This window comes from Bacillus sp. RHFS10 (assembly GCF_016757475.1).
GTDB lineage: Bacteria > Bacillota > Bacilli > Bacillales > Bacillaceae > Bacillus > Bacillus subtilis_G.
Window position 1 is genome coordinate 437,782 of sequence record NZ_JAESPO010000001.1, and the last position, 22,727, is coordinate 460,508.

The following is a 22,727-nucleotide window of genomic DNA, read 5'->3' on the forward strand; positions in this document are numbered from 1 at the left end:
GGCATGTTTCAATTCAATTTTGTATAAAGTGTGAATAAAAAACTTTTGTATAGCAATCCATTTACTTTTTGTAAAATTAAGTTAGAATTAGAAGTGTTTACATAGGGGAAGGATCAAAAAGGGGGAAGGGAAATGAAATGGAATCCGCTTATTCCATTTTTACTGATCGCTGTTTTAGGTATTGGTCTGACTTTCTTTTTAGCAGTAAAGGGGCTTGATGATTCTCGAGAGATTGCAAGCGGCGGAGAAAGCAAATCTGCTGAAAAAGAAGATGCAAACGCTTCACCTGAGGATATTTACAAGGCAAACTGTATCGCGTGCCATGGTGAAAATTATGAAGGTGTTTCAGGTCCGAGCTTAAAAGGTGTAGGCGATAAGAAAGATGTCGCTGACATTAAAACCAAGATCGAAAAAGGCGGTAATGGAATGCCTTCTGGTCTTGTTCCGCCCGATAAGCTGGATGATATGGCAGAGTGGGTGTCAAAAATTAAATAAAAGATCTATCTTTCTCCTTATACGTTCTCAGGCCGCCGAGATATTCTCGACAGCCTTTTATTTTTATCTGCCGTGTGCAGAGCCGTCTCAAAAGAAAACACTGAAAATCATTCACTCAGCTTGGATTCCGGGCTGATTTTTTATATGATAGAAAAGGAAAAAATGATTGAGAAAAGTTGTGATGACAAGTGAACGAATTAAAATTATCGAAACGATTGCAAACAGTAGCGGAGTACATACCGAATGGAGCGGTGATGGCCGATATCGGATCTGACCACGCTTACCTTCCTTGTTATGCGGTGCTGAATCATAAAGCCAGCGGGGCAATTGTCGGAGAAATAACAGACGGCCCGTTTTTGTCCGCCAAGCGGCAGGTTGAAAAATCAGGCTTAGCCCCGCACATTTCTGTAAGGCAGGGAGACGGCCTGGAAGTCATTAAAAAAGGTGAAGCCGATGCCATTACGATTGCGGGAATGGGCGGATCTTTGATCGCGCACATTTTAGAAGCGGGTAAAGACAAATTAACAGGGAAGGAACGGCTTATTTTACAGCCGAATATTCATGCTGTTCATATCAGGGAGTGGCTTTATAAAGAAGGATATGCGCTGATAGATGAGGTGATCCTTGAAGAGGACGGAAAGTGCTATGAGGTGCTTGTCGCCGAAGCGGGAGACAGAGATTCGGCTTATGCCGGTATTTCCTTATCAGCCGGAATGCTCGTCGGCCCTTTCTTGGCAAAAGAAAAGAATCCTGTATTTTTGAAAAAATGGACACAAGAGTTTCAGCATACAGAAAGCATTTATAAACAGATCAGCCGAGCTTCAAGTACAGAACAAAACAAACAAAAATTAAAGGAGCTCTCCGATCGGATGGAGTTGCTAAAGGAGGTTATCGATCGTGACTAAAACTGTAAATGGGCAGCAGATCATCCAGCTGTTTGAACAATTTTCTCCGAAAGCCTATGCGGTCGAAGGCGATAAAATCGGCTTGCAAATCGGCACCTTAAACAAACCGATTAAAAATGTAATGGTTACGCTTGATGTGTTGGAGAGCGTTATCGATGAAGCCATTGAAAAAGAGGTTGATTTGGTTATCGCACACCATCCTCCTATTTTCAGGCCCCTAAAGCATATTTCAACAGATCAGCCAGCCGGAAGGTTAATTGAAAAGTGTATGAAGCATGATATCGCTGTTTATGCAGCTCATACAAATTTAGACGTTGCGGACGGCGGTGTGAATGATTTGCTTGCTGAAGCATTAGAGCTGAGTGAGACGGAGGTGCTGGCGCCTACTTATACTGATCCTCTTAAAAAGCTGGCCGTATACGTGCCGAAGGAATATGAAGAGCATGTCAGAGCGGCGCTCGGAAATGCGGGAGCCGGCCATATCGGCGAATACAGCCATTGTGCGTTTTCGTCTGAAGGAATCGGCAGCTTTAAGCCATTGGACGGCGCTAAGCCTTTTATCGGTGAAGTGGGAGAGCTTGAGCTTGTTCATGAAGTTAGGCTGGAGACTGTGTTTCCTAAAAGCATTGAAAAAGCTGTTATAAATGCAATGATCAAAAGCCATCCATATGAAGAAGTAGCTTACGATATCTATCCTGTCGAGCAGTCTCCAGCTGAAAAAGGGCTTGGACGTGTCGGAACACTTAAAAATGAGATGACGCTCAAGGAATTCGCTTTATTTGTGAAAGACAAGCTTGAAGTCAATGGTGTCAGAATGGTGGGTGAAGCTGACAGCATGGTGAAGAAGGTGGCTGTTCTTGGCGGGGATGGCAACAAGTATATTCATCATGCGAAACGAAAGGGCGCCGATGTTTACGTTACAGGAGATTTATACTTCCATGTGGCCCATGATGCGATGATGCTTGGCCTGAATGTTGTTGATCCGGGCCATTACGCGGAAAAAATTATGAAAGAAGGCGTCACGAGAAAACTAACATCCATGTGCAATGATAAAAAACTGGATGTGAATATCTTTGTTTCTGAAACAGATACAAATCCATTTGCATTTCTATAAAAAAAACTGAGGCTTTTTACAGCCTCAGTTTTTTGCTTTTACTTTTGGGAGTATTTTTTTGAGCGGTACACTGTGTTCAGTTGTCCAAGTTGATGGATCTTCATGATCAAACTGCTCCAAAAAGCGAATGACTTCTTTTGTGATCGGCGTTGGTGTTGAAGCTCCCGCAGTAACAGCGACGGTATTAACGCCTTTCAGCCATTCGAGCTTTAATTCGCTTAGGTCGCCGATTCGGTATGCTTTAGTGCCTGCTATTTCCTCCGACACTTGAGCGAGCCTATTTGAATTGTTGCTCTTCGGGTCGCCTACAACGATTGTTAGATCCGCTTTTTTCGCCTGTTCTGATACAGCTTCCTGCCGTACCTGAGTAGCGAGGCAAATCTCTTGGTGATATTCGACATGAGGATATTTCTCTTGTACAAGCTCCATAATGTCGTGAACATCCCATTGAGACATCGTTGTTTGATTGGTCACGATTAATTTCTCTGCTTGGATATCGAGATTTTTCACATCTTCTTCTGTTTCAACTAAGTGAACGATCTCAGGGGCTACGCCAACGGCTCCTTCAGGCTCTGGATGCCCTTTTTTGCCGATGTAGATTACGTGATATCCTTTTTCTTTCATCTCTAGAATTAAATTATGAGTTTTCGTCACATCCGGACATGTAGCATCAATTGCGACTAATCCTCTTTCGTCGGCGATTTTTCTGACCTCGGGAGAAACACCATGCGCAGTAAAAATCACAGTTCCTTTGTCAACCTGCTTCAGGATATCCAGACGATTAGCGCCGTCTAAAGTAAAGATTCCTTCCTCTTCAAACGCATCAGTGACGTGTTTATTATGAACAATCATCCCGAGTATATAGATGGGTCTTGGCAAGCTCTTATCAAGTGACGCGTTCTTGGCAATAACCATAGCATCAACAACGCCATAGCAATAGCCGCGCGGCGATATTTTAATTACGTCCATTTTCGGTTGTCCTCCAATACTGAAGTGAGTAAAGGCAATATAAAAAGCCGTAATCAAACGGCTCTATTCTTGCATTCTTCTGATCTCATTATAGCCAATCTCACTTCAGATATCAAAGAATGTTAAATATATAATCTCGGCTTTGAACTGCCTGATGTTCTTTTTGAAGAAGGAGAGGCGGCTTCATTTTTCTTCGGGGCAGATGTTTTTGATGTGTGTTCTTCTCCGTCAGGTTTTTTTGATTTCTTGGGGAGAGAAGAACTTTTTGGTTTTGATTTTTTGTTTCCGCCTGAGGTCTTTACTTCAGCCTCGTTCTCTGTTTCTGGGGTTTCTTCCGAATCTGTTTGTTTTTCATTTTCCTCATTGCTCTCTGTATCATCACTTTTACTTAATTGGCTGTACAGCTTCATCATTGCTGGCAGGTTGCGGACTAACGGGCCGTACTGCTGGATCATGGGAGTGACTTGCTGCGCCATGCCGAGCACTTTTTGCACATTCCCGAGCATACTGGATAAAGATGCAGGATTGGCGATATTTTGAATCCCTTGGAGACTTGAGCCTCCGCTCGCTGCGGCGCCAGCTCCAGGAACTCCGGCGCCGCCAGCGCCTCCTCCTCCGGGTAAGAACCTTGACAGCATTCCTTTTATGCCTCCGCCCGCACCATTTCTCGCCCCGGCATTTGCCTGAGGAAGAAATTGTCCGGATTGCTGAAAACCTTGCTGCTGCGGTCCAAATGAAGGTCTTCGCATATTAGGCGGTCTTCTTCCCATCATTTGCTGATTTGGCATGGGGCGGGGCGGTCCGGGCTGCGGGTAATTTCTCATCGGCTGCTGTGGTGAAAACATACTTGTACCTCCTTTCAGCTCTCTCTGCTATTAGAATATGCATGTGCTTCGGATTTGCTTTACATAACCGAATAAAACAAAAGCCTTGCAAACGTGGTGTTTTTAAGCAAGATCGGGTATAATGTAATGATGGATACATAATGTGCCGCTTTAAGGAGCTGGGAAAAATGAAAGAAACTAAATTTGAAGTATATGAATTGAAACCGTTTATTATAGATGCAGTACACCGCCTTGGTTTTTACGAACCGACTGATATTCAGAAAAGGCTGATCCCTGCAGTGTTAAAAAAAGAAAGCGTCATCGGCCAGTCACAGACGGGAACCGGAAAGACTCACGCTTATTTACTGCCATTATTAAACAAAATCGATCCTGCTAAGGATGTCGTTCAGGCTGTCATTACGGCTCCGACAAGAGAGCTTGCCAACCAGATTCATCAGGAAGCACTTAAAATCACCGAGGGTGAAGAAGGCAGTCAGATTCGCTCGAAATGTTTTATCGGAGGCACAGATAAACAAAAATCGATTGATAAACTGAAGACACAGCCGCATCTTGTCGTCGGTACGCCCGGTCGGATTGCCGATTTAATCAAAGAACAGGCGTTAAGTGTTCATAAAGCGGAATCCCTTGTTATTGATGAAGCCGATTTAATGCTGGACATGGGATTCATTGCGGATGTAGATTACATTGGTTCCCGCATGCCTGAGGACCTGCAGATGCTTGTGTTCTCAGCGACCATTCCGGAAAAGCTGAAACCATTTTTGAAGAAATATATGGAAAATCCAAAATACGCCCACGTGGAGCCAAAACAGGTGACTGCTGCGAAAATCGAGCATATTCTCATTCCTTCGAAACATCGTGACAAGGACAAGCTCCTTTTTGACATCATGTCTCATCTGAATCCATACTTGGGCATTGTGTTTGCCAATACGAAAAACGCTGCTGATCATATCGCTCAATATCTGACTGGCAAGGGCATGAAAATCGGGCTGCTGCACGGCGGATTAACGCCTCGAGAGCGGAAAAAAGTCATGAAGCAGATTAATGATTTGGAATTCACTTATGTCATTGCAACTGACCTTGCCGCACGAGGCATTGATATTAAAGGTGTCAGCCATGTGATCAACTATGAGCTGCCGGATGATCTCGATTTCTATGTTCACCGTGTGGGCAGAACAGCTCGCGCCGGCTCATCAGGACAAGCGATGACCATTTACGAGCTTTCTGATGAGGATGCATTAGCCAGACTTGAGAAAATGGGCATCGAGTTTGATTACTTAGAGCTTGAAAAGGGCGAGTGGAAAAAAGGCGATGACCGCCAGCGCCGCAAAAAACGCAAAAAAACGCAGAATGAAGCGGATGAAATAGCGCATCGTCTCGTGAAAAAGCCGAAGAAGGTTAAGCCTGGATATAAAAAGAAAATGAGCTACGAGATGGAGAAAATCAAGAAAAAACAGAGAAGAAACCAATCTAAGAAAAGAAAGTAGGGGAACCTGTTGTTGAGAATAGGCTCACACGTCTCTATGAGCGGGAAACATATGCTTCTGGCTGCAAGCCAGGAAGCAGCCTCTTATGGGGCGAACACGTTTATGATCTATACAGGCGCACCGCAAAATACGCGCCGGAAGAAAATTGAAGATTTAAATATAGAAGCTGGCCGGACACACATGCAAGAAAACGGCATTGACGAGATTATCGTACATGCGCCTTATATTATTAATATTGGCAACACGACAAACCCGTCCACTTTTGAGCTGGGTGTCGACTTTCTTCGTTCTGAAATTGAACGGACAGCGGCCATCGGAGCGAAGCAGATTGTGCTTCATCCGGGCGCTCACGTAGGAGCGGGAGCTGAAGCAGGCATCAAAAAAATTATTGAAGGCTTAAATGAAGTAATTGATCCGAATCAAAATGTCCAGATTGCATTAGAAACAATGGCAGGAAAAGGATCAGAGTGCGGCAGAAGCTTTGAGGAGCTTGCACAGATTATTGATGGCGTTACACACAATGAGCTTTTGTCAGTATGCTTTGACACGTGCCATACACATGATGCCGGATATCAGATTGTCGAAGACTTTGACGGAGTGCTGAATGAGTTCGATAAAATCGTTGGCATTGACCGTATTAAAGTGCTCCATATTAATGACAGCAAAAATGTCAAAGGCGCAAGAAAAGACCGACATGAAAACATCGGCTTTGGTGAAATCGGATTTGACGCACTGCAATATGTTGTTCATCATGACCAGTTAAAAGACATCCCAAAAATCCTTGAAACACCGTATGTCGGTGAAGATAAAAAGAATAAAAAACCGCCATACCGCTTTGAGATTGACATGCTGAAAGAAAAACAATTTGATGACACATTGCTCGAAAAGATTTTACAGCAATAAAAAATGGGGGGCTATCCCCCATTTTTTAGCTTGTGAATTGTTTGAATAGTTCATTAACGGTTTGCGCTGTTTCTTTTGATGTAATTGCCTCTACTTGTTTCAGCAGCCGCATTCGTTCATTTTCATTAAAGATGTTCACATTTTTCCCGTATAACAGGTTTGCTACTTCAATGGCCTGCGGTCTTGTTAGGTTGATTCCGTATTGTTTTGAGTACTTCAGCAAATCGTCAGCAGTAGCCTGATTAAGTCGCTGCAAAATAATTCTTTGAAATAAAATCATCGACCATTCCACCTCCAAACTTAATGTATGGGCAAATCATCAAAATGTGTCAGTGTTTAATGGTAAAATAGATTTATAATATATTTAAAATAGTTATTGCAGGAGAGGAGATTTTATGACCCCAACAAAACAGCATAAAAGAGAAACATTTTTCCACTTTATGTTCAGGGTCTTCATGATTCTGGCAGGAGCTGCATCTGCGGCTGTTAGTATCGAATTATTTTTAATCCCCAATCATTTTATTGATGGCGGAATCATCGGTGTATCACTTATTTTAGACCATCTCTTCATGTCAACTCCCGTTTTGAATTTCGCTATATTTGTTGTCATTTTAAACATTCCTTTTATGATCTTCGGTTATAAATATATTGGTAAGACCTTCCTTGTCTCTACGATGATTGGGATTGTCGGGCTTGCCGTTATTGAATCCTCGCTTCACCATGTAGAAGCCATTACAACCCAACCTATTTTGGCGACTGTTTTCGGCGGTCTTTTACTCGGCTTTGGCGTCGGGCTCGTTATTCGAAACGGAGGTTCAATGGATGGTACGGAAATTCTTGGGATTTTACTGACGAAAAAGCTGCCGTTTTCAGTAGGTGAGTTCGTTATGCTCATCAATGTATTCATTTTCATTTGGGCTGGTTTTGTGTTCGGTCCTGAGCAAGCAATGTACTCTTTCATGACTTATTATATTGCAATGAAAACCATTGATGCCGTGATCCAAGGGCTTGATGAAACAAAAGCTGTCATTATTGTGTCAGATCAGTATGATGAGATTTCCGACGCGATTTTGCACCGTCTTGGTCGAGGAACAACCAAGCTGAAGGGGAAAGGCGGATATACTGACGAAGAAAAGGACGTGATTTACGCAGTTGTCACTAGACTGGAAGTGACAAAGCTTAAAACGATCGTGTTTGAAGTTGATCATAACGCTTTCATTACCATTATGAATACCCATGAAACGAGAGGCGGGAAATTCAAAAACGCAATCCATTAGGCTTTCATTTACTTTTATTCATTTTATGGGTATAATTTTATCTGCGGTAAAGAAAATGGCTTGCTGGTCAGACAGCTGCCATTTTCTTTTTCATACATGTGTTCTTAAGCAAAGTGAAAAGGGGGACCCTTCATGAACGTACAAGAAGCGTTGAACCTACTGAAAGAAAATGGGTATAAATATACAAATAAACGGGAAGATATGCTGCAGCTTTTTGCTGATTCAGACAGGTATCTTACCGCTAAAAACGTACTGTCTGCATTAAATGATGATTATCCCGGCTTAAGCTTTGATACAATCTACAGAAACCTTTCTTTGTATGAAGAACTAGGTATTTTGGAAACAACTGAGCTGTCCGGTGAAAAGCTCTTCCGATTTAAGTGTTCGTTTACTCATCATCACCATCACTTTATTTGTCTTGCCTGCGGCAAAACAAAGGAAATTGAGTCATGTCCGATGGACAAGCTTTATGATGATTTAGATGGCTATGAGGTCAGCGGGCATAAATTTGAGATTTACGGCACATGCCCTGATTGTACAGCGGAAAATCAAGAAAACACGACTGCGTAATTGTATATATGAGAAAAAGGAGCCCTGGGCTCCTTTTTCAGTTATTGACACGTATCAAATGATGTTTGTTTTTGTTCATCCATTGAACGGCTTCCAGCCAGTTGCTGACTCTGATGATGTTCGAATCAATTGGAAGCTGGTTATAGGGGGAATTGAATAAAATCACCGGTATATCGGCTTCTTTCGCAATCATCATTGCGTTTCCGTGATGATCCTCGAAAAACAAGTCGATGTTATGATTTTTGACTGCCTCAACTTTATGATGGCCGCCAACGAGTTCGATATGGTCGAAATGAATGTTTTGTCTGTCAAACCATTCATAGGTAATATCAGTTAAATGAGTTCGCCTCGCTGTAATATAAATAAGCTTGTGCTCCTCTTTGAGGAGGTCAAGTGACTGTTTTGCGTGCTGCGCAAGCATTGCTTCCTTATATATGATCGCTTCATTTTGATTCATCCAATCCCAAAATTCTTCCTGCGTAATGTTTAACAGCTTTGTCAAATCATAATCCGTCATATCTTCTAATGAAATGGAAAGATTAAACGAGCGGTTCAAATAAGGGACGAATGTATCCTGAGCCGTGATTGTGCCGTCAATATCTATTCCTAAGCGTAACATGCCCACACTCCTTCAGTTTCATCCTTTCAAGTGTAACATAAACAATTAACATTACCAGAAAAGTTTAGCAAACATGAAACGGGTAAAATGGTTCAAACTATAAAAGCTCCTTTAATAAAACAGAAGGGGGAATTGAAGGTGGCAGATTACGAAAAACGTGACAACAACAGCTACTATGTTGACCATGGTTCTGAAGGAACAAATATTACCCGCGACAATGATGGTTTTTTTGAGGAAACGGCTGCAGAAATCGCAGAGCCTTACCGTGCTGCTGATCGCAACAATGATCGAGACAATGACCGCAGCGGCGGCAATGTCAATGAAGGACGGGGAATGGGATATATTGCGTTAGCCTTGTCCATTATTTCATTGTTTGTACTGCCTGTTTTATTGGGAGCTGCCGGTATTATTGTCGGCTATATCGCAAGAAGAAGAGGTGCTCAGGGCTTGGGAGCTTGGGCGATGGGTATCGGTGTCGTTTCATTAGTGCTTGGAATATTTATTATTCCGTTTTTTTAACATAAAAAGCTTGACGGGTTCCCGTCAAGCTTTTTGTGTCTCTTCTTTTAATTTAGCTTTTTCAGCTTCAAGCTTTGCATAGTGTTCCTCAGCAAGAATGTCGATTTCCTTCTTGAGTTCCTCTACCATTGTTTCCTCTGGAACTTTACGGACAATTTTTCCTTTCCGGAATAACAGTCCTTCACCGCGTGCGCCGGCGATTCCGATATCGGCTTCTCTAGCTTCACCCGGTCCGTTTACGGCACAGCCGAGAACAGCAACTTTGATCGGCGCTTTTATCTTAGAAATATACTCTTCCACTTCATTGGCGATGCTGATGAGGTCAATCTCAATACGGCCGCAAGTCGGACATGAGATGAGTGTGGCAGCATTGGAGGCTAAGCCGAAAGATTTCAGAAGCTCCCTTGCTACTTTTACCTCTTCCACAGGATCTGCGCTTAATGAAATACGCAAGGTGTTTCCGATGCCCTTGCTTAAAATCGCGCCGAGTCCTGCTGCGCTCTTAACTGTGCCGGCAAACAGCGTTCCTGACTCGGTGATCCCAAGGTGCAGCGGGTAATCAAATGCTTTCGACGCTTTTTCATAAGCCTCGATCGCAAGGTTGACGTCAGATGCCTTCATGCTGACAATAATATCGTGAAAGTCAAGGTCTTCAAGAATTTTAATGTGGTGAAGTGCGCTTTCTACCATTCCGTCGGCTGTCGGATAACCGTATTTTTCTAAAATCCGTTTTTCAAGTGAACCGGCGTTTACTCCGATTCTGATCGGAATCCCTTTTTCTTTCGCCGCCTTAACGACCGCTTCGACTTTTTCACGGCGGCCGATGTTGCCAGGGTTGATTCGGATCTTATCAGCGCCGCCTTCAATGGCTTTTAACGCAAGCTTATAATCGAAATGGATGTCAACAACGAGCGGAATGGAAATCCGTTTTTTAATATCTGCAATGGCGTTTGCCGCCCGTTCATCCGGACATGCTACCCGAACGACTTGGCATCCGGCTTCAGCCAACCGGTTAATTTCCGCAACCGTTGCTTCCACATCATGTGTTTTTGTTGTTGTCATGCTTTGGATGACAACTTCATTGTTGCCGCCTATTGTTAAAGGTCCCACTTTGACGGGACGCGTTTTTGTACGATGTGTGATTTCACTCACTTGCAATCGCTCCTTAATTGTAGTTGCCGCTTCTAGATGTAACAATTCTAGTATGGTTTATGTGAATTTATTTTACAAATTACATTGTAACAGTGTCTTCGCCAAACTGACAAGAAATTAACGTTAATTAAGGGTAGACCGGGAATTTGTACGCTGTTCCCGCTTGAATGGCGTTGGCCCTTACATTCGGATTCAGTGCTTCAAAATCCTTTACAATGTCGTCAGGAGAACCTGCTGGTCCGACAATTGACATAACCGTGTCACCCGGCTTAACCTTCACCGTTTTATACGCTGGTCCTTGTGCAGCCGTTTTTGCTGATGCTTCATAGACAGGGAGGTCCTGAATGGGTATTGTTCCAATTTTAAGATCATAAAAAAGAATAAAAAGTATAAAAACAATGCTGCATACAAAGGTGAGACGCTTCATCACTTTTCCTCCCGCATACAAGATTTTATACCATCGTATGCTTGTCCTTTTTAATCCATGACAAAAGAAAAGAGACTGCGAATGCAGTCTCGGATTATACAGCAGCTTTTTTGGACGGAATCTCTTTCAACACGAGAAACAGGATGACAATATTGACAAACCAGTTCAGCAAAAATTCACTTGGAACTGCCGCTTCTAATGCGCGCATGATCGTAAAGAATACGGTCGAAAGGGTGATGGAATAGGCCGAAAGCTTCCAGAGCTGATGGTAGGATAGATGCTTTCTTTGTGAATTCTTAATGATTAACCCGATAAGCGCCAAAAATGATACTTCAATAAATTTTCCTGCGGCAGTTACGAGGAAAATGAGAGCTGAGAGAACAGTTACGATCATCGTTTTATTTTGGTTTAAACCTGCGATGACATCTTTTTTCTTTAACTCTGACGGTATCATTGAGTAAGGCATCTCCTGAGCCTGTCCGTCAATGGCCAAAACAAATTTGTTCTGGAGGATGCCGATCGCATTTTGCTTTGCTTCAATTTGCTTGGTGCCGTAAGCGTCCGTCGGATCAAATACGATAACGAAACCATTTGCCTGTGATTCCGTCGCTTTTTTCTCATCCGTTTGAAGTTTGCCGTTTGAAATTGTGAAATCAGGGAAATCTTTGTTTAACACGGTTTTAAAGCCGTTCATTGATTTTACGGTCCCTGAGCTTACATAATAAGCGGTAGGAATTGCAAAAAGGACAGAAAGCAAAAATACATAAAGAATCGTTTTACCGATTCCTTGAAATCGTGTTTTTGCGATATCGCGGGGAGAGTATGTACTTTTGATGAAAAGCTGAAATATATTCACTATCTTCACTTCCTAGCTATACTAATATATGTTGCTTATTGTATCGTTGCCCGCGTGTGAATACAAGGAAGACATGAAGAAAACAGATGAAAAAGGGAGGAAGAATGCTATGGATATGTTGTATTGGCTGTTGATTGCGGCGGTATTTATCATCGCCTTTATTGGGCTGGTGTATCCCATTATTCCGAGTGTCATATTTATCGTTGCCGGATTTGTATTGTATGGATTTTTGTTTTCATTCAGTCCTTATTCTTATATGTTCTGGCTCGTCGAAGCTGTTTTTGCCGCAGTATTATTCGCCGCGGATTACGTGTCTAATCTGCTCGGAGTAAAAAGGTTCGGCGGAAGCAAAGCCGCTATATGGGGAAGCACGATCGGTTTATTAATCGGGCCTTTTGTCATTCCGGTTGCGGGAATCATATTAGGTCCGTTTATCGGGGCTGTTTGTGCAGAACTTATCGTCCGCCAAAAGGACGTCAAGTCAGCGTTTAAAATCGGTCTCGGCTCACTCATTGGCTTTTTAACAGGGGTTATTGCAAAGGGCATGATACAGCTTTTGATGATCGGATATTTTTTATGGACGGTCCTATAAGAATTGCGGACGGCATGTTTAATGGGGCGAATTATCGGTTAAAGTGAAATATGTTCGCTGAAATGAGCCAAGATGTGAGCTTTTTCATTGCTTACAAAGCATACTTTTGTTACATTGAATGAAGAAAGGCTCGCTGTGAAGCGGCATTTCAGTACATATATATATTAAAGGAGGAATTATCATGGCTTACGAACTTCCAGAATTACCTTATGCGTACGATGCTTTAGAACCGCATATCGACAAGGAAACTATGACTATTCATCATACGAAACACCACAACACATACGTTACAAATTTAAACAAAGCGGTTGAAGGAAACACTGCTCTTGCAACCAAATCAGTTGAAGAGCTGGTTGCAGATATTAATTCTGTTCCTGAAAACATCCGCACTGCAGTCCGCAACAACGGCGGCGGACACGCGAACCACAAATTATTCTGGACACTTTTATCTCCAAACGGCGGCGGCGAGCCGACTGGCGCGCTTGCTGATGAGATCAATAGTGTATTTGGAAGCTTTGACAAATTCAAAGAGCAATTCGCAGCTGCAGCAGCAGGACGCTTCGGTTCTGGCTGGGCATGGCTTGTTGTTAACAACGGCAAACTTGAAATCACAAGCACGCCAAACCAAGATTCTCCGCTTTCAGAAGGCAAAACGCCTATCTTAGGTCTTGACGTTTGGGAGCATGCTTACTACCTTAACTATCAAAACCGCCGTCCTGATTACATTTCAGCGTTCTGGAATGTTGTGAACTGGGACGAAGTGGCTCGTCTATACAGCGAAGCAAAATAATGACACTAGCAAGGTCCTCGATACAGGGCCTTGTTTTTTTATGTCTTCTTTTTACATATCTCGGTTTGAGTGAGACAGACTAAGGGATAGTAAAGGGGAGTCAGTAATGAGCAAACTAAAAAAAGTGATTGGCGATGTAGACGTAAACAAAGGGTTACTCTTTCTGCTGACTATTGGCGGGCTTTACTCACTGGGAATTGCACTGTCCAATACATTTGTTAATGTGTATCTTTGGAAGCAGTCAGGGAAATTTATTGATTTGGCGATATATAATTTATCCATTGTGACAATGCAGCCGATAACCTTTTATTTGGCTGGACGGTTAGCCAAAAAAATAGACAGGGTGTTCATTTTAAGGTTCGGCGTCATTTTTTTAGCTGCCTTTTATTTAAGTGTGCTTTTAGCCGGAGAAACGGCAGCCAGCCGGCTCGTGCTGATCGGCGCGGTGCTTGGAGTGGGCTATGGCTTTTATTGGCTTGCGTTTAACGTTCTGACCTTTGAAATCACAGAGCCGGATACGCGAGACTTTTTCAACGGATTTATGGGCATTCTGTCTTCCTCGGCAGGAATGATCGGCCCGATTGTAGCGGGATTTGTTATCTCAAGGCTTGAAAATAATACGGGTTACACAGTGATTTTCAGCCTCTCCCTCAGTTTGTTTGCATTGGCTGTTGTGATGAGCTTTTTTTTAAAACGAAGAGAATCAAAGGGCCGTTTTATGCTGAGCAAAGTATTTGGAGAGCGCCATAGTAATATGAATTGGCGGAGAATTACGAATGCGCATTTTTTTCAAGGCTTAAGAGAAGGGATTTTTATTTTTTTAATCAGTGTTTTTGTGTTTATTGAGACAAACAGCGAACTGGCCCTCGGCACATTCGGCCTTGTCAACTCAGCTGTTTCTTTCTTTGCCTATTACTTTGCATCCAGGCTGATTAAGAAAAAGGCCAGAAAAAAATCGATTTTGCTGGGCGGCCTTATTTTGTATGGAGCGCTGTTTCTGATTCTGTTTCATATGAGCTTTGCGACATTATTGACGTACGGCGTATTTATTGCCATCGGCTATCCTCTTTTGCTCGTGCCATATGTTTCACTTACATATGATGTGATAGGCCGGGCGAGACATGCCAGAAAAGCAAGAATTGAATATATCGTGCTGAGGGAATTGTTTTTAAACGCCGGCAGGATTGTCTCCATTTTAGGCTTTCTCCTGATCGTGGCTCTTCTCAAAGAAGATGTGGGAATTCCTTTGTCACTTGCTATCTTGGGTGTAGGACATCCGCTGATTTATTACTTTGTCAAAGATATCCGTTTTAAGGAGAAAGAAGAGGAAAATCAAACCATGGAAGAGGATGGCCAAAAAAGGGTCACTGAACCGAATCTTTTAAAAGGCGAAAGATAATTTTTTGTCAAAAAGGGGTTATCTGTAGAAAAAAGTCGAAAAAACCTTTAAAATGAAAACTGGCACTCTTACTTGAGTGTCTTTTCTTTCTGTAAATAGAAAAAGGTGATGTTATGAGGAGAAATAAACCAAAAACACAAAATCATAAAGAGAAAAAGAAGTCGCTGCCGATCCGGCTGAATATTTTATTCTTGGCCGCCTTTGTTATATTTACCTGGATCATTGTGGAACTGGGGATCAAGCAGATCGTGCAAGGCGATGATTACAAAAATCAAGCCAATAAGCAGGAACAAAGTGAAGTCAGCTCCGCAGTGCCGCGCGGTAAAATTTATGATCGAAACTTTAATGCCATCGTGACAAATAAGGCTTTAAACGCAATCACATACACCAGATCTAAATCGACCTCGCAAGAGCAACGTTTAAAGATCGCAAAAAAGCTGTCTGAGATGATTAAAGTCGATACAAAAAAAGTAACAGAACGGGATAAAAAGGATTATTGGATTTTGACTAGGCCAAAAGAAGCCAAAAAGCTGATTACCTCTCAAGAAAGACAGCAGGCAGAAGACAAAAAATTATCCGATAACGATTTATATCAGCTTCAGCTAAAACGAATTACTGACAAGCAGATGAATGACCTGACGGATAAAGACATGCAGATCCTCGCCATCAAAAGACAGATGGATTCAGGATACGCATTGACCCCTCAATATATCAAAAATGAAGATGTATCAGCGAAGGAAATGGCAGTGGTAAGTGAACATTTAGACGAACTGCCGGGTGTTGATGTCACGTCCGATTGGGAACGTGACTATCCGTATAAAAACCTTCTCCGCTCAGTGCTCGGAAGTGTTTCCAGCTCTGATGAAGGATTGCCGTCCAATTTGCTCGAGCATTATCTGTCGCTTGGCTACAGCCGAAATGACAGGGTCGGAAAAAGCTATTTGGAATACCAATACGAAAGCCTTCTTCAAGGACAAAAAGCAAAGGTAGAAAACATTACAGATTCAAACGGCAATGTCACGGGAACGAAAACCGTTTCTGAAGGCAAAGCCGGTAAAGATCTCGTGCTTACGATTGATATTGATTTGCAAAAGTCAGTTGAAAAAATCATTGAGAAGAATTTAAAATCAGCTAAAGCAAGAGCAAGCACTCAATTGTTAGACCGCGCTTTCGTTGTCATGATGGATCCAAGAAACGGTGAAGTGCTGACAATGGCGGGCAAGCAGATTAAACTAGAAAATGGGGCATACAAGTTTGATGATTATGCATTAGGAAATATGACTTCATCCTATGCCATGGGATCAGCTGTTAAAGGTGCAACCGTACTAACGGGTCTTCAAACCGGCGCCATCAACTTAAATACGGTTTTTCAAGATGAGCCGTTATATATCGGTCAAGATAAAAATGGTAAAAAATCTTGGAAGAATTTAGGTTCGGTTAATATTCAAAGAGCGTTAGAGCAGTCTTCCAACGTATTTATGTTTAAAACTGCGATTGCAATCGGTAAAGGCGAGTATAAACCACATCAAGCTTTACCGATTGATACTGCGGCCTTTGATACATTCCGTAATCATTTTAGCCAATTTGGATTGGGTGTCAAAACTGGAATTGATCTTCCGAATGAAATGACAGGCTATAAAGGAACAAACAGATTGACGGGATTTTTGCTTGACTATGCGATCGGTCAGTACGATACTTATACACCGTTGGAACTGGCGCAATACGTATCAACGATTGCAAACGGGGGCTATCGTTTGAAGCCTCAGCTTGTAAAAGAAGTCAGAGAACCCAATGCTGAAAAAGGGATCGGAGCAGTTGTACAATCTGTTCAGCCTGAAGTGCTGAATAAAATTGATATGAAAAGCGATTATATTAAAGAGGTACAGGCCGGGTTCAGACGAGTGATGACAAAAGGGACAGCCGCGACCCAATTTGCTTCAGCTTCCTATCAGCCTGCCGGCAAAACAGGAACAGCGCAGTCTTTCTATGATGGGCCTGATAAATCAAAAACAGGAACAGCGGCTTATAATACGACACTTGTCGCTTATGCGCCGGCCGATAATCCTGAGATTGCGATCTCTGTCGTAGTACCTTGGGCTTATATTGATTATGGCGCTAAATATACCATTACAAACGAAATCGGCAGAGAAGTATTGGATAAATATTTTGAGCTGAAATCGAAGCAGGACAAAGAAGATACTCAGCAAAAGAATAAAGACAAAATCGAAGAAAACGCAACGTCTTCTAATGACTAAAATGAAACGCTCACATGATGTGGGCGTTTTTTTTTATACAAAAAAACGCATTGATTTACAAAACCTTAACATTCGATTCAAACCCTTTTTACACAGAACCTTTATTCTATACGTGTAGGACAAATTACACATTATATGCAGGGGGAATTCAGGAAATGAAAAAAAACAAATGGGTGCTTATGCTTCTAATGGCTACTTTTATGATGATTGCAGCTGCATGCGGAAATGCAGGAGAAAGTGAAAAATCGAATAGCGATTCTGCAAAAGGGGAAGAAAAGGCATCAGGATCTTTAACCATTTCTGGTTCATCTGCTATGCAGCCATTAGTACTCGCTGCCGCAGAAAAATTTATGGAAGAAAACCCTGATGCAGATATACAGGTGCAAGCTGGCGGTTCTGGAACAGGGCTTTCTCAAGTTTCTGAAGGAGCTGTTCAGATCGGGAATTCAGATGTTTTTGCTGAAGAAAAAGAAGGAATTGATGCAAAAGCGCTAGTCGATCATCAAGTCGCAGTAGTGGGTATGGCAGCAGCTGTAAACCCTGATGCCGGTGTGAAGGATATTTCAAAAGATGAGTTGAAAAAAATCTTCACCGGCAAAATCAAAAACTGGAAAGAGCTTGGCGGCAAAGACCAAAAGATCACACTTGTAAACCGTCCTGATTCTTCTGGCACACGTGCTACATTTGTGAAATATGCGCTTGACGGAGAAGAACCTGCAGAAGGCATTACTGAAGATTCATCTAACACAGTGAAAAAAATCATTGCTGATACTTCGGGAGCGATTGGGTATCTTGCATTCTCATATTTAACAGATGACAAAGTAACTGCTCTATCTATTGACGGTGTAAAACCTGAAGCGAAAAATGTTGCAGCTGGCGAGTATCCAATTTGGGCTTATCAGCATTCTTACACAAAAGGTGAAGCGACAGATTTAGCTAAGGAATTCCTTGATTATTTAAAGAGTGATGACATTCAAAAAAGCATTGTTACCGACCAAGGGTACATTCCGGTTACTGATATGAAAGTGACACGCGATGCCAACGGGAAGCAAAGCTGATCTTTATAAATAGAGGAGTGCGGTGGCAACCGTTTCTCCTCTTAACACATTCATAGGAGTGTAAAACAATGATAAACAATAGAGAAAATATGTCTGTGAGCGAGCGTTTAATCAGCTCAAGGCAAAATCGGCAATTGGATGAAGTTCGGGGAAGAATGATTGTGACAGCTTGTGCGCTTATTATGATTTCGGCATCTGTTGCGATCACCATTTTCCTCGGCGTGAAGGGGCTGCAATCTTTTCTTGTAAATGGTGTAAGCCCAATTGAATTCTTAACGAGCCTAAATTGGAACCCTACAGATACGGATCCGAAATATGGAGTGCTTCCATTTATTTTTGGATCATTTGCAGTAACGATTCTTTCTGCACTCATTGCTGCGCCGCTCGGCATTGCAGGTGCGATTTTTATGACAGAAATTGCGCCGAATTGGGGAAAGAAAGTACTGCAGCCGGTGATTGAGCTTTTAGTCGGCATTCCATCTGTTGTTTATGGATTCATAGGTCTTACAGTATTAGTGCCGTTTATCGCTCAGTTCAAATCGAGCGGAACAGGGCACAGTTTATTGGCGGGAACGATTGTCCTTTCCATTATGATCCTGCCGACCATTACATCGATCTCTGCTGATGCGATGGCTTCTCTTCCGAAGAGTTTAAGAGAAGGTTCTTATGCGCTCGGTGCGACAAGATGGCAGACGATCAGAAAAGTACTTGTACCCGCAGCTTTTCCGACATTAATGACGGCTGTTGTGCTTGGTATGGCACGGGCGTTTGGCGAAGCTTTGGCTGTTCAGATGGTCATTGGAAATACAAGAGTATTGCCGGAAAGCCTGTTTGACACTGCCGGAACCCTGACAACGATCATTACGCTGAATATGGGGCATACCACATACGGCAGCGTTGAAAACAATACGCTGTGGTCAATGGGGCTTGTGCTTCTGGTGATGTCATTCTTGTTCATCCTGTTTATCCGCTACTTGTCATCTAGGAGGAAAGTGTAATGAACCGCAAAATAACAGATAAACTGGCAACTGGAATATTTGGTTTATGCGCAGCCATTATCGCGGCAATTCTGGTAGGCTTATTTTCCTATATTATTATTAACGGTGTTTCCCAGCTCAGCTTCGACTTTATTACGACAAAATCAAGTGCCATTGCAGCTGGAGGAGGAATACGCGACCAGCTGTTCAACTCCTTTTATATTTTGTTTATCACGATGCTGATTACAATCCCGCTCGGTGTGGGCGGCGGAGTGTTCATGGCTGAGTACGCGCCTAATAACAAAGTGACTGATTTCATCAGAACATGTATAGAGGTGCTTTCATCTCTTCCGTCAATTGTGATTGGGATGTTTGGATTATTGATGTTTGTTAACTTAACAGGCTGGGGATATACGATCATAGGCGGGGCGCTTGCATTAACTGTTTTTAACCTTCCTGTCATGGTGCGTGTGACAGAAGACGCGATTCGTTCAGTCCCTAAAGATTTGAAGGAAGCCTCTCTCGCTTTAGGTGTATCACGCTGGCATACCGTAAAAACGGTTTTAATTCCAAGTGCAATCCCTTCTATCATCACCGGAGCGATTTTAGCGTCAGGAAGGGTGTTCGGGGAAGCGGCGGCATTATTATTTACAGCCGGTCTGACAACACCGCGTCTTAATTTTACGGAATGGAACCCGTTTTCTGAAACATCGCCATTTAATATCTTCAGGCCCGCTGAAACACTTGCGGTTCACATTTGGAACGTAAATACGCAAGGAATTATTCCGGATGCTGAAGCGATTGCCAACGGAGGTTCTGCGGTGCTGGTCATTTCTGTTCTTGTATTTAATCTCGCAGCGAGATGGCTTGGCACGATGATCTACAAAAAGCTTACGGCAAATTAGAACGGAAAGAGGCGAAAAACATGTCTGAACAAATGGTAAAAGAAAAGCCTGAACGTGCTGTTTTCGTTCCGAAACAGCGCCACGTGCTCGAAGTGAAAGATCTGTCTATTTTTTACGGAGATAAACAGGCAGTTCACCGCGTGAATATGGATATTGAAAAAAATGCGGTGACCGCTTTGATTGGACCGTCAGGGTGCGGAAAGTCCACTTTTTTGAGAAACATTAACCGAATGAATGATTTAATTCCTTCTGCAAGGGCTGAAGGTGAAATCCTTTATGAAGGATTAAATATACTGGGCGGCAATATTAATGTTGTCAGCTTAAGAAGAGAAATCGGAATGGTTTTCCAAAAACCGAATCCATTTCCGAAATCGATTTATGCGAATATCACACATGCCTTGAAATATGCTGGAGAGCGGAATAAAGCTGTTTTAGATGAGATTGTGGAAGAAAGCTTAACAAAAGCAGCGCTCTGGGATGAGGTGAAGGATCGTTTGCATTCGTCTGCACTTTCGTTATCAGGCGGCCAGCAGCAGCGTTTATGCATCGCGAGAACGCTTGCGATGAAGCCGGCCGTTCTTCTGCTGGATGAACCAGCTTCAGCGCTAGATCCGATTTCAAATGCAAAAATAGAAGAATTAATAACACAACTGAAAAGCGAATACTCAATTATTATTGTCACGCACAATATGCAGCAGGCGCTGCGGGTTTCTGACCGGACGGCATTCTTTTTAAACGGCGAGCTTGTAGAATACGGGCAGACTGAACAAATTTTCACCAGTCCGGAACAGCAAAAGACAGAGGATTATATAAACGGGAAATTCGGATAGGAGGGCGGCAATGAGTATTGCTACCGAAGCTGTAATGAAACAGGAAGTCTATCAAGTCAATGGAATGGACTTATGGTATGGACAGCATCACGCTTTAAAAAATATCAATTTGAGTATTCATGAAAACGAGATCACCGCGATTATCGGGCCGTCAGGATGCGGGAAATCGACCTTCATTAAAACATTGAATTTAATGATTCAAATGACGCCGAATGTAAAGCTTGCAGGTGAACTGAATTATAATGGCAGCAACATTTTAAAGGATAAAGTGGATATCGTGGATTTACGAAAAAATATCGGCATGGTATTTCAAAAAGGGAACCCGTTTCCGCAATCTATCTTTGATAATGTCGCTTACGGACCGAGAGTCCACGGCACCAAAAATAAAAAGAAGCTTCAAGACATTGTGGAAAAGTCATTAAAAGACGTGGCGTTATGGGATGAGGTGAAGGATCGATTGCATTCATCAGCCCTTTCTCTATCAGGCGGCCAGCAACAGCGTCTCTGTATCGCCAGAGCGCTTGCGACAAATCCTGATATTTTGCTGATGGATGAACCGACATCTGCACTAGATCCAATTTCAACGAGAAAAATTGAAGAACTGATTCTTGAGCTGAAAAATAAATATACTATTGTAATCGTTACGCACAACATGCAGCAGGCAGCAAGGGTTTCTGATCAAACCGCCTTTTTCTACATGGGCGAGCTTGTTGAATGTGACAATACCAATAAAATGTTCTCTAACCCGCAGGATCAAAGAACTCTCGATTACATCACAGGAAAGTTTGGATAAAAAAACAGGCTGACTGTCAGCCTGTTTTTTTATCGTGTTAACGTTTTTACGATCTTTTTGAAGCTCATGTCTGATTTTACTTTAAACTCGCCGGCGCGGATTTCTTTATGATATCCGGCATCAATGACATAGTCGTTAAAGTTTTGAGCCGAGGAAATGATGCCTTCTTTTTCAAGAATAGCAGATACATCTGCGGTGCTCATGCCGTCTTTAATGGTGAGCTTGTATGTTTTGACTTTGTCTTTTTTTGCGTCTGAGCTGCTGTCATCGTTCAAGGATTTCTCTTTTGAATCAAGAAGTTTTTGATATTCATCACGGTTAACAGAAACCATTTTTTTAGAATCGAGGTAATTGCTCACGTCTTGTTCGGTTACTGTTTTATTTTCTTTTACAGCAGCGGCCTGGTCTTCGTCTGTTAGATAAAAAACAGCTGCAAGAACGGCTGTCGCTAAAATAATGCCGCCTGCAAATGCCTGAATGCCCCGTTTTGTCATACGAGCACCCTCTCGTTATCTTTGATAATCGTATTTACGTCTTCCACTGATACATGCTCAGCTTTAGCGATCGCTTCAGCGGACATGCCATTATTATATTTTGAAAGTATTTGTTTAGCGATCTTTTGATTGATATCGCTATGCTTTGATTTGCGGATGACAAGGTTTGTTTCCAGTAATTCTTCCTCAAGCACTGTCATTTTCTTTTTGAGCTTGTAAATTTCCTGCATCGCAGAAAGCTGCAGTGTTTCGAGCTCTTGCTCTACATCTTTCATCGGATCTCTTTGAGAATATGAGAATGCAATTAGCGCTATACTGACGATAAACAACGCAATAATAGCAATTTCCACGTTTCATCACCTTCTATTCTTTTTTTATCCTTCTTTTTTATACCATAAAACCAATAGATTCTAAAGGTATTCGCGAAAAAAACGAGATTTTGTCGAGAAGTCTTTCTTTGCTTCCACTCTATGTAATGATTTAATAGGAACACCGAGTG

26 protein-coding genes are annotated in these 22,727 nt (G+C 42.4%); 17 read left to right on the forward strand and 9 right to left on the reverse strand.

Features of this window, described 5'->3' with window-relative positions:
• The first annotated feature begins 132 nt into the window (after positions 1-132).
• From cccA to JMN17_RS02225, 3 genes are all read left to right on the forward strand, one after another.
• On the forward strand, positions 133-495 hold the full coding sequence (cccA, locus tag JMN17_RS02215; protein ID WP_087990746.1) for a cytochrome c550: 363 nt from the start codon (positions 133-135) through the stop codon (positions 493-495).
• Between the two features lie 254 nt (positions 496-749).
• Entirely contained in the window at positions 750-1,400 is a 651-nt protein-coding gene (locus JMN17_RS02220; RefSeq protein ID WP_242519863.1) for a tRNA (adenine(22)-N(1))-methyltransferase TrmK, read from the forward strand.
• Positions 1,393-2,514 carry a Nif3-like dinuclear metal center hexameric protein gene (locus tag JMN17_RS02225; protein WP_202327154.1) on the forward strand — a complete coding sequence of 374 codons (1,122 nt, stop codon included), beginning with the start codon at positions 1,393-1,395 and terminating at the stop codon, positions 2,512-2,514. The genes JMN17_RS02220 and JMN17_RS02225 overlap by 8 nt, the downstream gene beginning before the upstream one ends.
• 24 nt (positions 2,515-2,538) lie before the next feature.
• Here the strand turns inward: JMN17_RS02225 and JMN17_RS02230 are convergent, their stop codons facing one another.
• A complete protein-coding gene (locus JMN17_RS02230; RefSeq protein ID WP_087990744.1) occupies positions 2,539-3,483 on the reverse strand; it encodes a 4-hydroxy-3-methylbut-2-enyl diphosphate reductase in 945 nt (314 codons plus the stop codon).
• 122 nt (positions 3,484-3,605) lie between these two features.
• The gene (vrrA, locus tag JMN17_RS02235; protein ID WP_087990743.1) at positions 3,606-4,328 is read right to left on the reverse strand and encodes a VrrA/YqfQ family protein; all 723 of its coding nucleotides are present in this window, start codon (positions 4,326-4,328) and stop codon (positions 3,606-3,608) included.
• A 167-nt stretch (positions 4,329-4,495) separates the two neighbouring features.
• Between vrrA and cshB the strand changes: the two genes are divergently transcribed.
• Together cshB and JMN17_RS02245 are read left to right on the forward strand one after the other, a co-directional pair.
• On the forward strand, positions 4,496-5,812 hold the full coding sequence (gene cshB / locus JMN17_RS02240; protein WP_087990742.1) for a DEAD-box ATP-dependent RNA helicase CshB: 1,317 nt from the start codon (positions 4,496-4,498) through the stop codon (positions 5,810-5,812).
• A gap of 9 nt (positions 5,813-5,821) precedes the next feature.
• A complete protein-coding gene (locus tag JMN17_RS02245; RefSeq protein WP_202327156.1) occupies positions 5,822-6,715 on the forward strand; it encodes a deoxyribonuclease IV in 894 nt (297 codons plus the stop codon).
• Between the two features lie 25 nt (positions 6,716-6,740).
• Here the strand turns inward: JMN17_RS02245 and JMN17_RS02250 are convergent, their stop codons facing one another.
• Entirely contained in the window at positions 6,741-6,995 is a 255-nt protein-coding gene (locus JMN17_RS02250; protein ID WP_202327157.1) for a DUF2624 domain-containing protein, read from the reverse strand.
• Positions 6,996-7,110: 115 nt separating this feature from the next.
• Between JMN17_RS02250 and JMN17_RS02255 the strand changes: the two genes are divergently transcribed.
• Both JMN17_RS02255 and zur read left to right on the forward strand, forming a co-directional pair.
• Entirely contained in the window at positions 7,111-7,992 is an 882-nt protein-coding gene (locus JMN17_RS02255; protein WP_087990740.1) for a YitT family protein, read from the forward strand.
• Positions 7,993-8,124: 132 nt separating this feature from the next.
• Entirely contained in the window at positions 8,125-8,562 is a 438-nt protein-coding gene (gene zur, locus JMN17_RS02260) for a zinc uptake transcriptional repressor Zur (RefSeq protein WP_087990739.1), read from the forward strand.
• 37 nt (positions 8,563-8,599) lie between these two features.
• On the opposite strand, the gene JMN17_RS02265 is transcribed toward zur, so the two are convergent.
• Positions 8,600-9,181, reverse strand: coding sequence for a hypothetical protein (locus tag JMN17_RS02265; protein ID WP_087990738.1), 582 nt, complete (start codon positions 9,179-9,181; stop codon positions 8,600-8,602).
• A 132-nt stretch (positions 9,182-9,313) separates the two neighbouring features.
• Here JMN17_RS02265 and JMN17_RS02270 point away from each other — a divergent pair, with 132 nt between their 5' ends.
• Positions 9,314-9,700: a hypothetical protein gene (locus JMN17_RS02270; RefSeq protein WP_087990737.1), complete on the forward strand. Its 387-nt coding sequence runs from the start codon at positions 9,314-9,316 to the stop codon at positions 9,698-9,700.
• Between the two features lie 24 nt (positions 9,701-9,724).
• Here the strand turns inward: JMN17_RS02270 and ispG are convergent, their stop codons facing one another.
• The 3 genes from ispG to JMN17_RS02285 all read right to left on the reverse strand — a co-directional run bounded on the left by ispG (position 9,725) and on the right by JMN17_RS02285 (position 12,135).
• Entirely contained in the window at positions 9,725-10,858 is a 1,134-nt protein-coding gene (ispG, locus tag JMN17_RS02275) for a flavodoxin-dependent (E)-4-hydroxy-3-methylbut-2-enyl-diphosphate synthase (RefSeq protein WP_087990736.1), read from the reverse strand.
• 121 nt (positions 10,859-10,979) lie between these two features.
• Positions 10,980-11,279, reverse strand: coding sequence for a LysM peptidoglycan-binding domain-containing protein (locus tag JMN17_RS02280; RefSeq protein ID WP_087990735.1), 300 nt, complete (start codon positions 11,277-11,279; stop codon positions 10,980-10,982).
• Positions 11,280-11,373: 94 nt separating this feature from the next.
• Entirely contained in the window at positions 11,374-12,135 is a 762-nt protein-coding gene (locus tag JMN17_RS02285) for a DUF1189 domain-containing protein (RefSeq protein WP_087990734.1), read from the reverse strand.
• 109 nt (positions 12,136-12,244) lie between these two features.
• Here JMN17_RS02285 and JMN17_RS02290 point away from each other — a divergent pair, with 109 nt between their 5' ends.
• From JMN17_RS02290 to pstB (JMN17_RS02330), 9 genes are all read left to right on the forward strand, one after another.
• The gene (locus JMN17_RS02290; protein WP_087990733.1) at positions 12,245-12,727 is read left to right on the forward strand and encodes a DUF456 domain-containing protein; all 483 of its coding nucleotides are present in this window, start codon (positions 12,245-12,247) and stop codon (positions 12,725-12,727) included.
• 181 nt (positions 12,728-12,908) lie between these two features.
• Positions 12,909-13,517 carry a superoxide dismutase SodA gene (gene sodA, locus JMN17_RS02295; RefSeq protein ID WP_087990732.1) on the forward strand — a complete coding sequence of 203 codons (609 nt, stop codon included), beginning with the start codon at positions 12,909-12,911 and terminating at the stop codon, positions 13,515-13,517.
• Positions 13,518-13,623: 106 nt separating this feature from the next.
• Complete coding sequence (locus JMN17_RS02300) at positions 13,624-14,916, forward strand: MFS transporter (protein ID WP_087990731.1); 1,293 nt, start codon at positions 13,624-13,626, stop codon at positions 14,914-14,916.
• 113 nt (positions 14,917-15,029) lie between these two features.
• Positions 15,030-17,171 (forward strand): penicillin-binding protein 2A, encoded by a 2,142-nt coding sequence (gene pbpA, locus JMN17_RS02305; protein ID WP_087990730.1) that lies wholly within the window; start codon positions 15,030-15,032, stop codon positions 17,169-17,171.
• A 155-nt stretch (positions 17,172-17,326) separates the two neighbouring features.
• The gene (locus tag JMN17_RS02310; protein ID WP_202327159.1) at positions 17,327-18,229 is read left to right on the forward strand and encodes a phosphate ABC transporter substrate-binding protein; all 903 of its coding nucleotides are present in this window, start codon (positions 17,327-17,329) and stop codon (positions 18,227-18,229) included.
• A 68-nt stretch (positions 18,230-18,297) separates the two neighbouring features.
• Complete coding sequence (gene pstC, locus JMN17_RS02315; RefSeq protein WP_087990728.1) at positions 18,298-19,227, forward strand: phosphate ABC transporter permease subunit PstC; 930 nt, start codon at positions 18,298-18,300, stop codon at positions 19,225-19,227.
• Complete coding sequence (gene pstA, locus JMN17_RS02320) at positions 19,227-20,111, forward strand: phosphate ABC transporter permease PstA (RefSeq protein WP_087990727.1); 885 nt, start codon at positions 19,227-19,229, stop codon at positions 20,109-20,111. The genes pstC and pstA overlap by 1 nt, the downstream gene beginning before the upstream one ends.
• Before the next feature lie 20 nt (positions 20,112-20,131).
• The gene (gene pstB / locus JMN17_RS02325) at positions 20,132-20,941 is read left to right on the forward strand and encodes a phosphate ABC transporter ATP-binding protein PstB (protein WP_087990726.1); all 810 of its coding nucleotides are present in this window, start codon (positions 20,132-20,134) and stop codon (positions 20,939-20,941) included.
• 10 nt (positions 20,942-20,951) lie between these two features.
• Positions 20,952-21,734 (forward strand): phosphate ABC transporter ATP-binding protein PstB, encoded by a 783-nt coding sequence (pstB, locus tag JMN17_RS02330; protein ID WP_087990725.1) that lies wholly within the window; start codon positions 20,952-20,954, stop codon positions 21,732-21,734.
• Between the two features lie 29 nt (positions 21,735-21,763).
• Here pstB (JMN17_RS02330) and JMN17_RS02335 read toward each other — a convergent pair whose 3' ends face one another.
• Positions 21,764-22,228, reverse strand: a complete 465-nt coding sequence (locus tag JMN17_RS02335; protein WP_087990724.1) for an endolytic transglycosylase MltG — start codon at positions 22,226-22,228, stop codon at positions 21,764-21,766.
• Entirely contained in the window at positions 22,225-22,578 is a 354-nt protein-coding gene (locus JMN17_RS02340) for a hypothetical protein (protein ID WP_087990723.1), read from the reverse strand. The genes JMN17_RS02335 and JMN17_RS02340 overlap by 4 nt, the downstream gene beginning before the upstream one ends.
• Positions 22,579-22,727 lie beyond the last annotated feature (149 nt).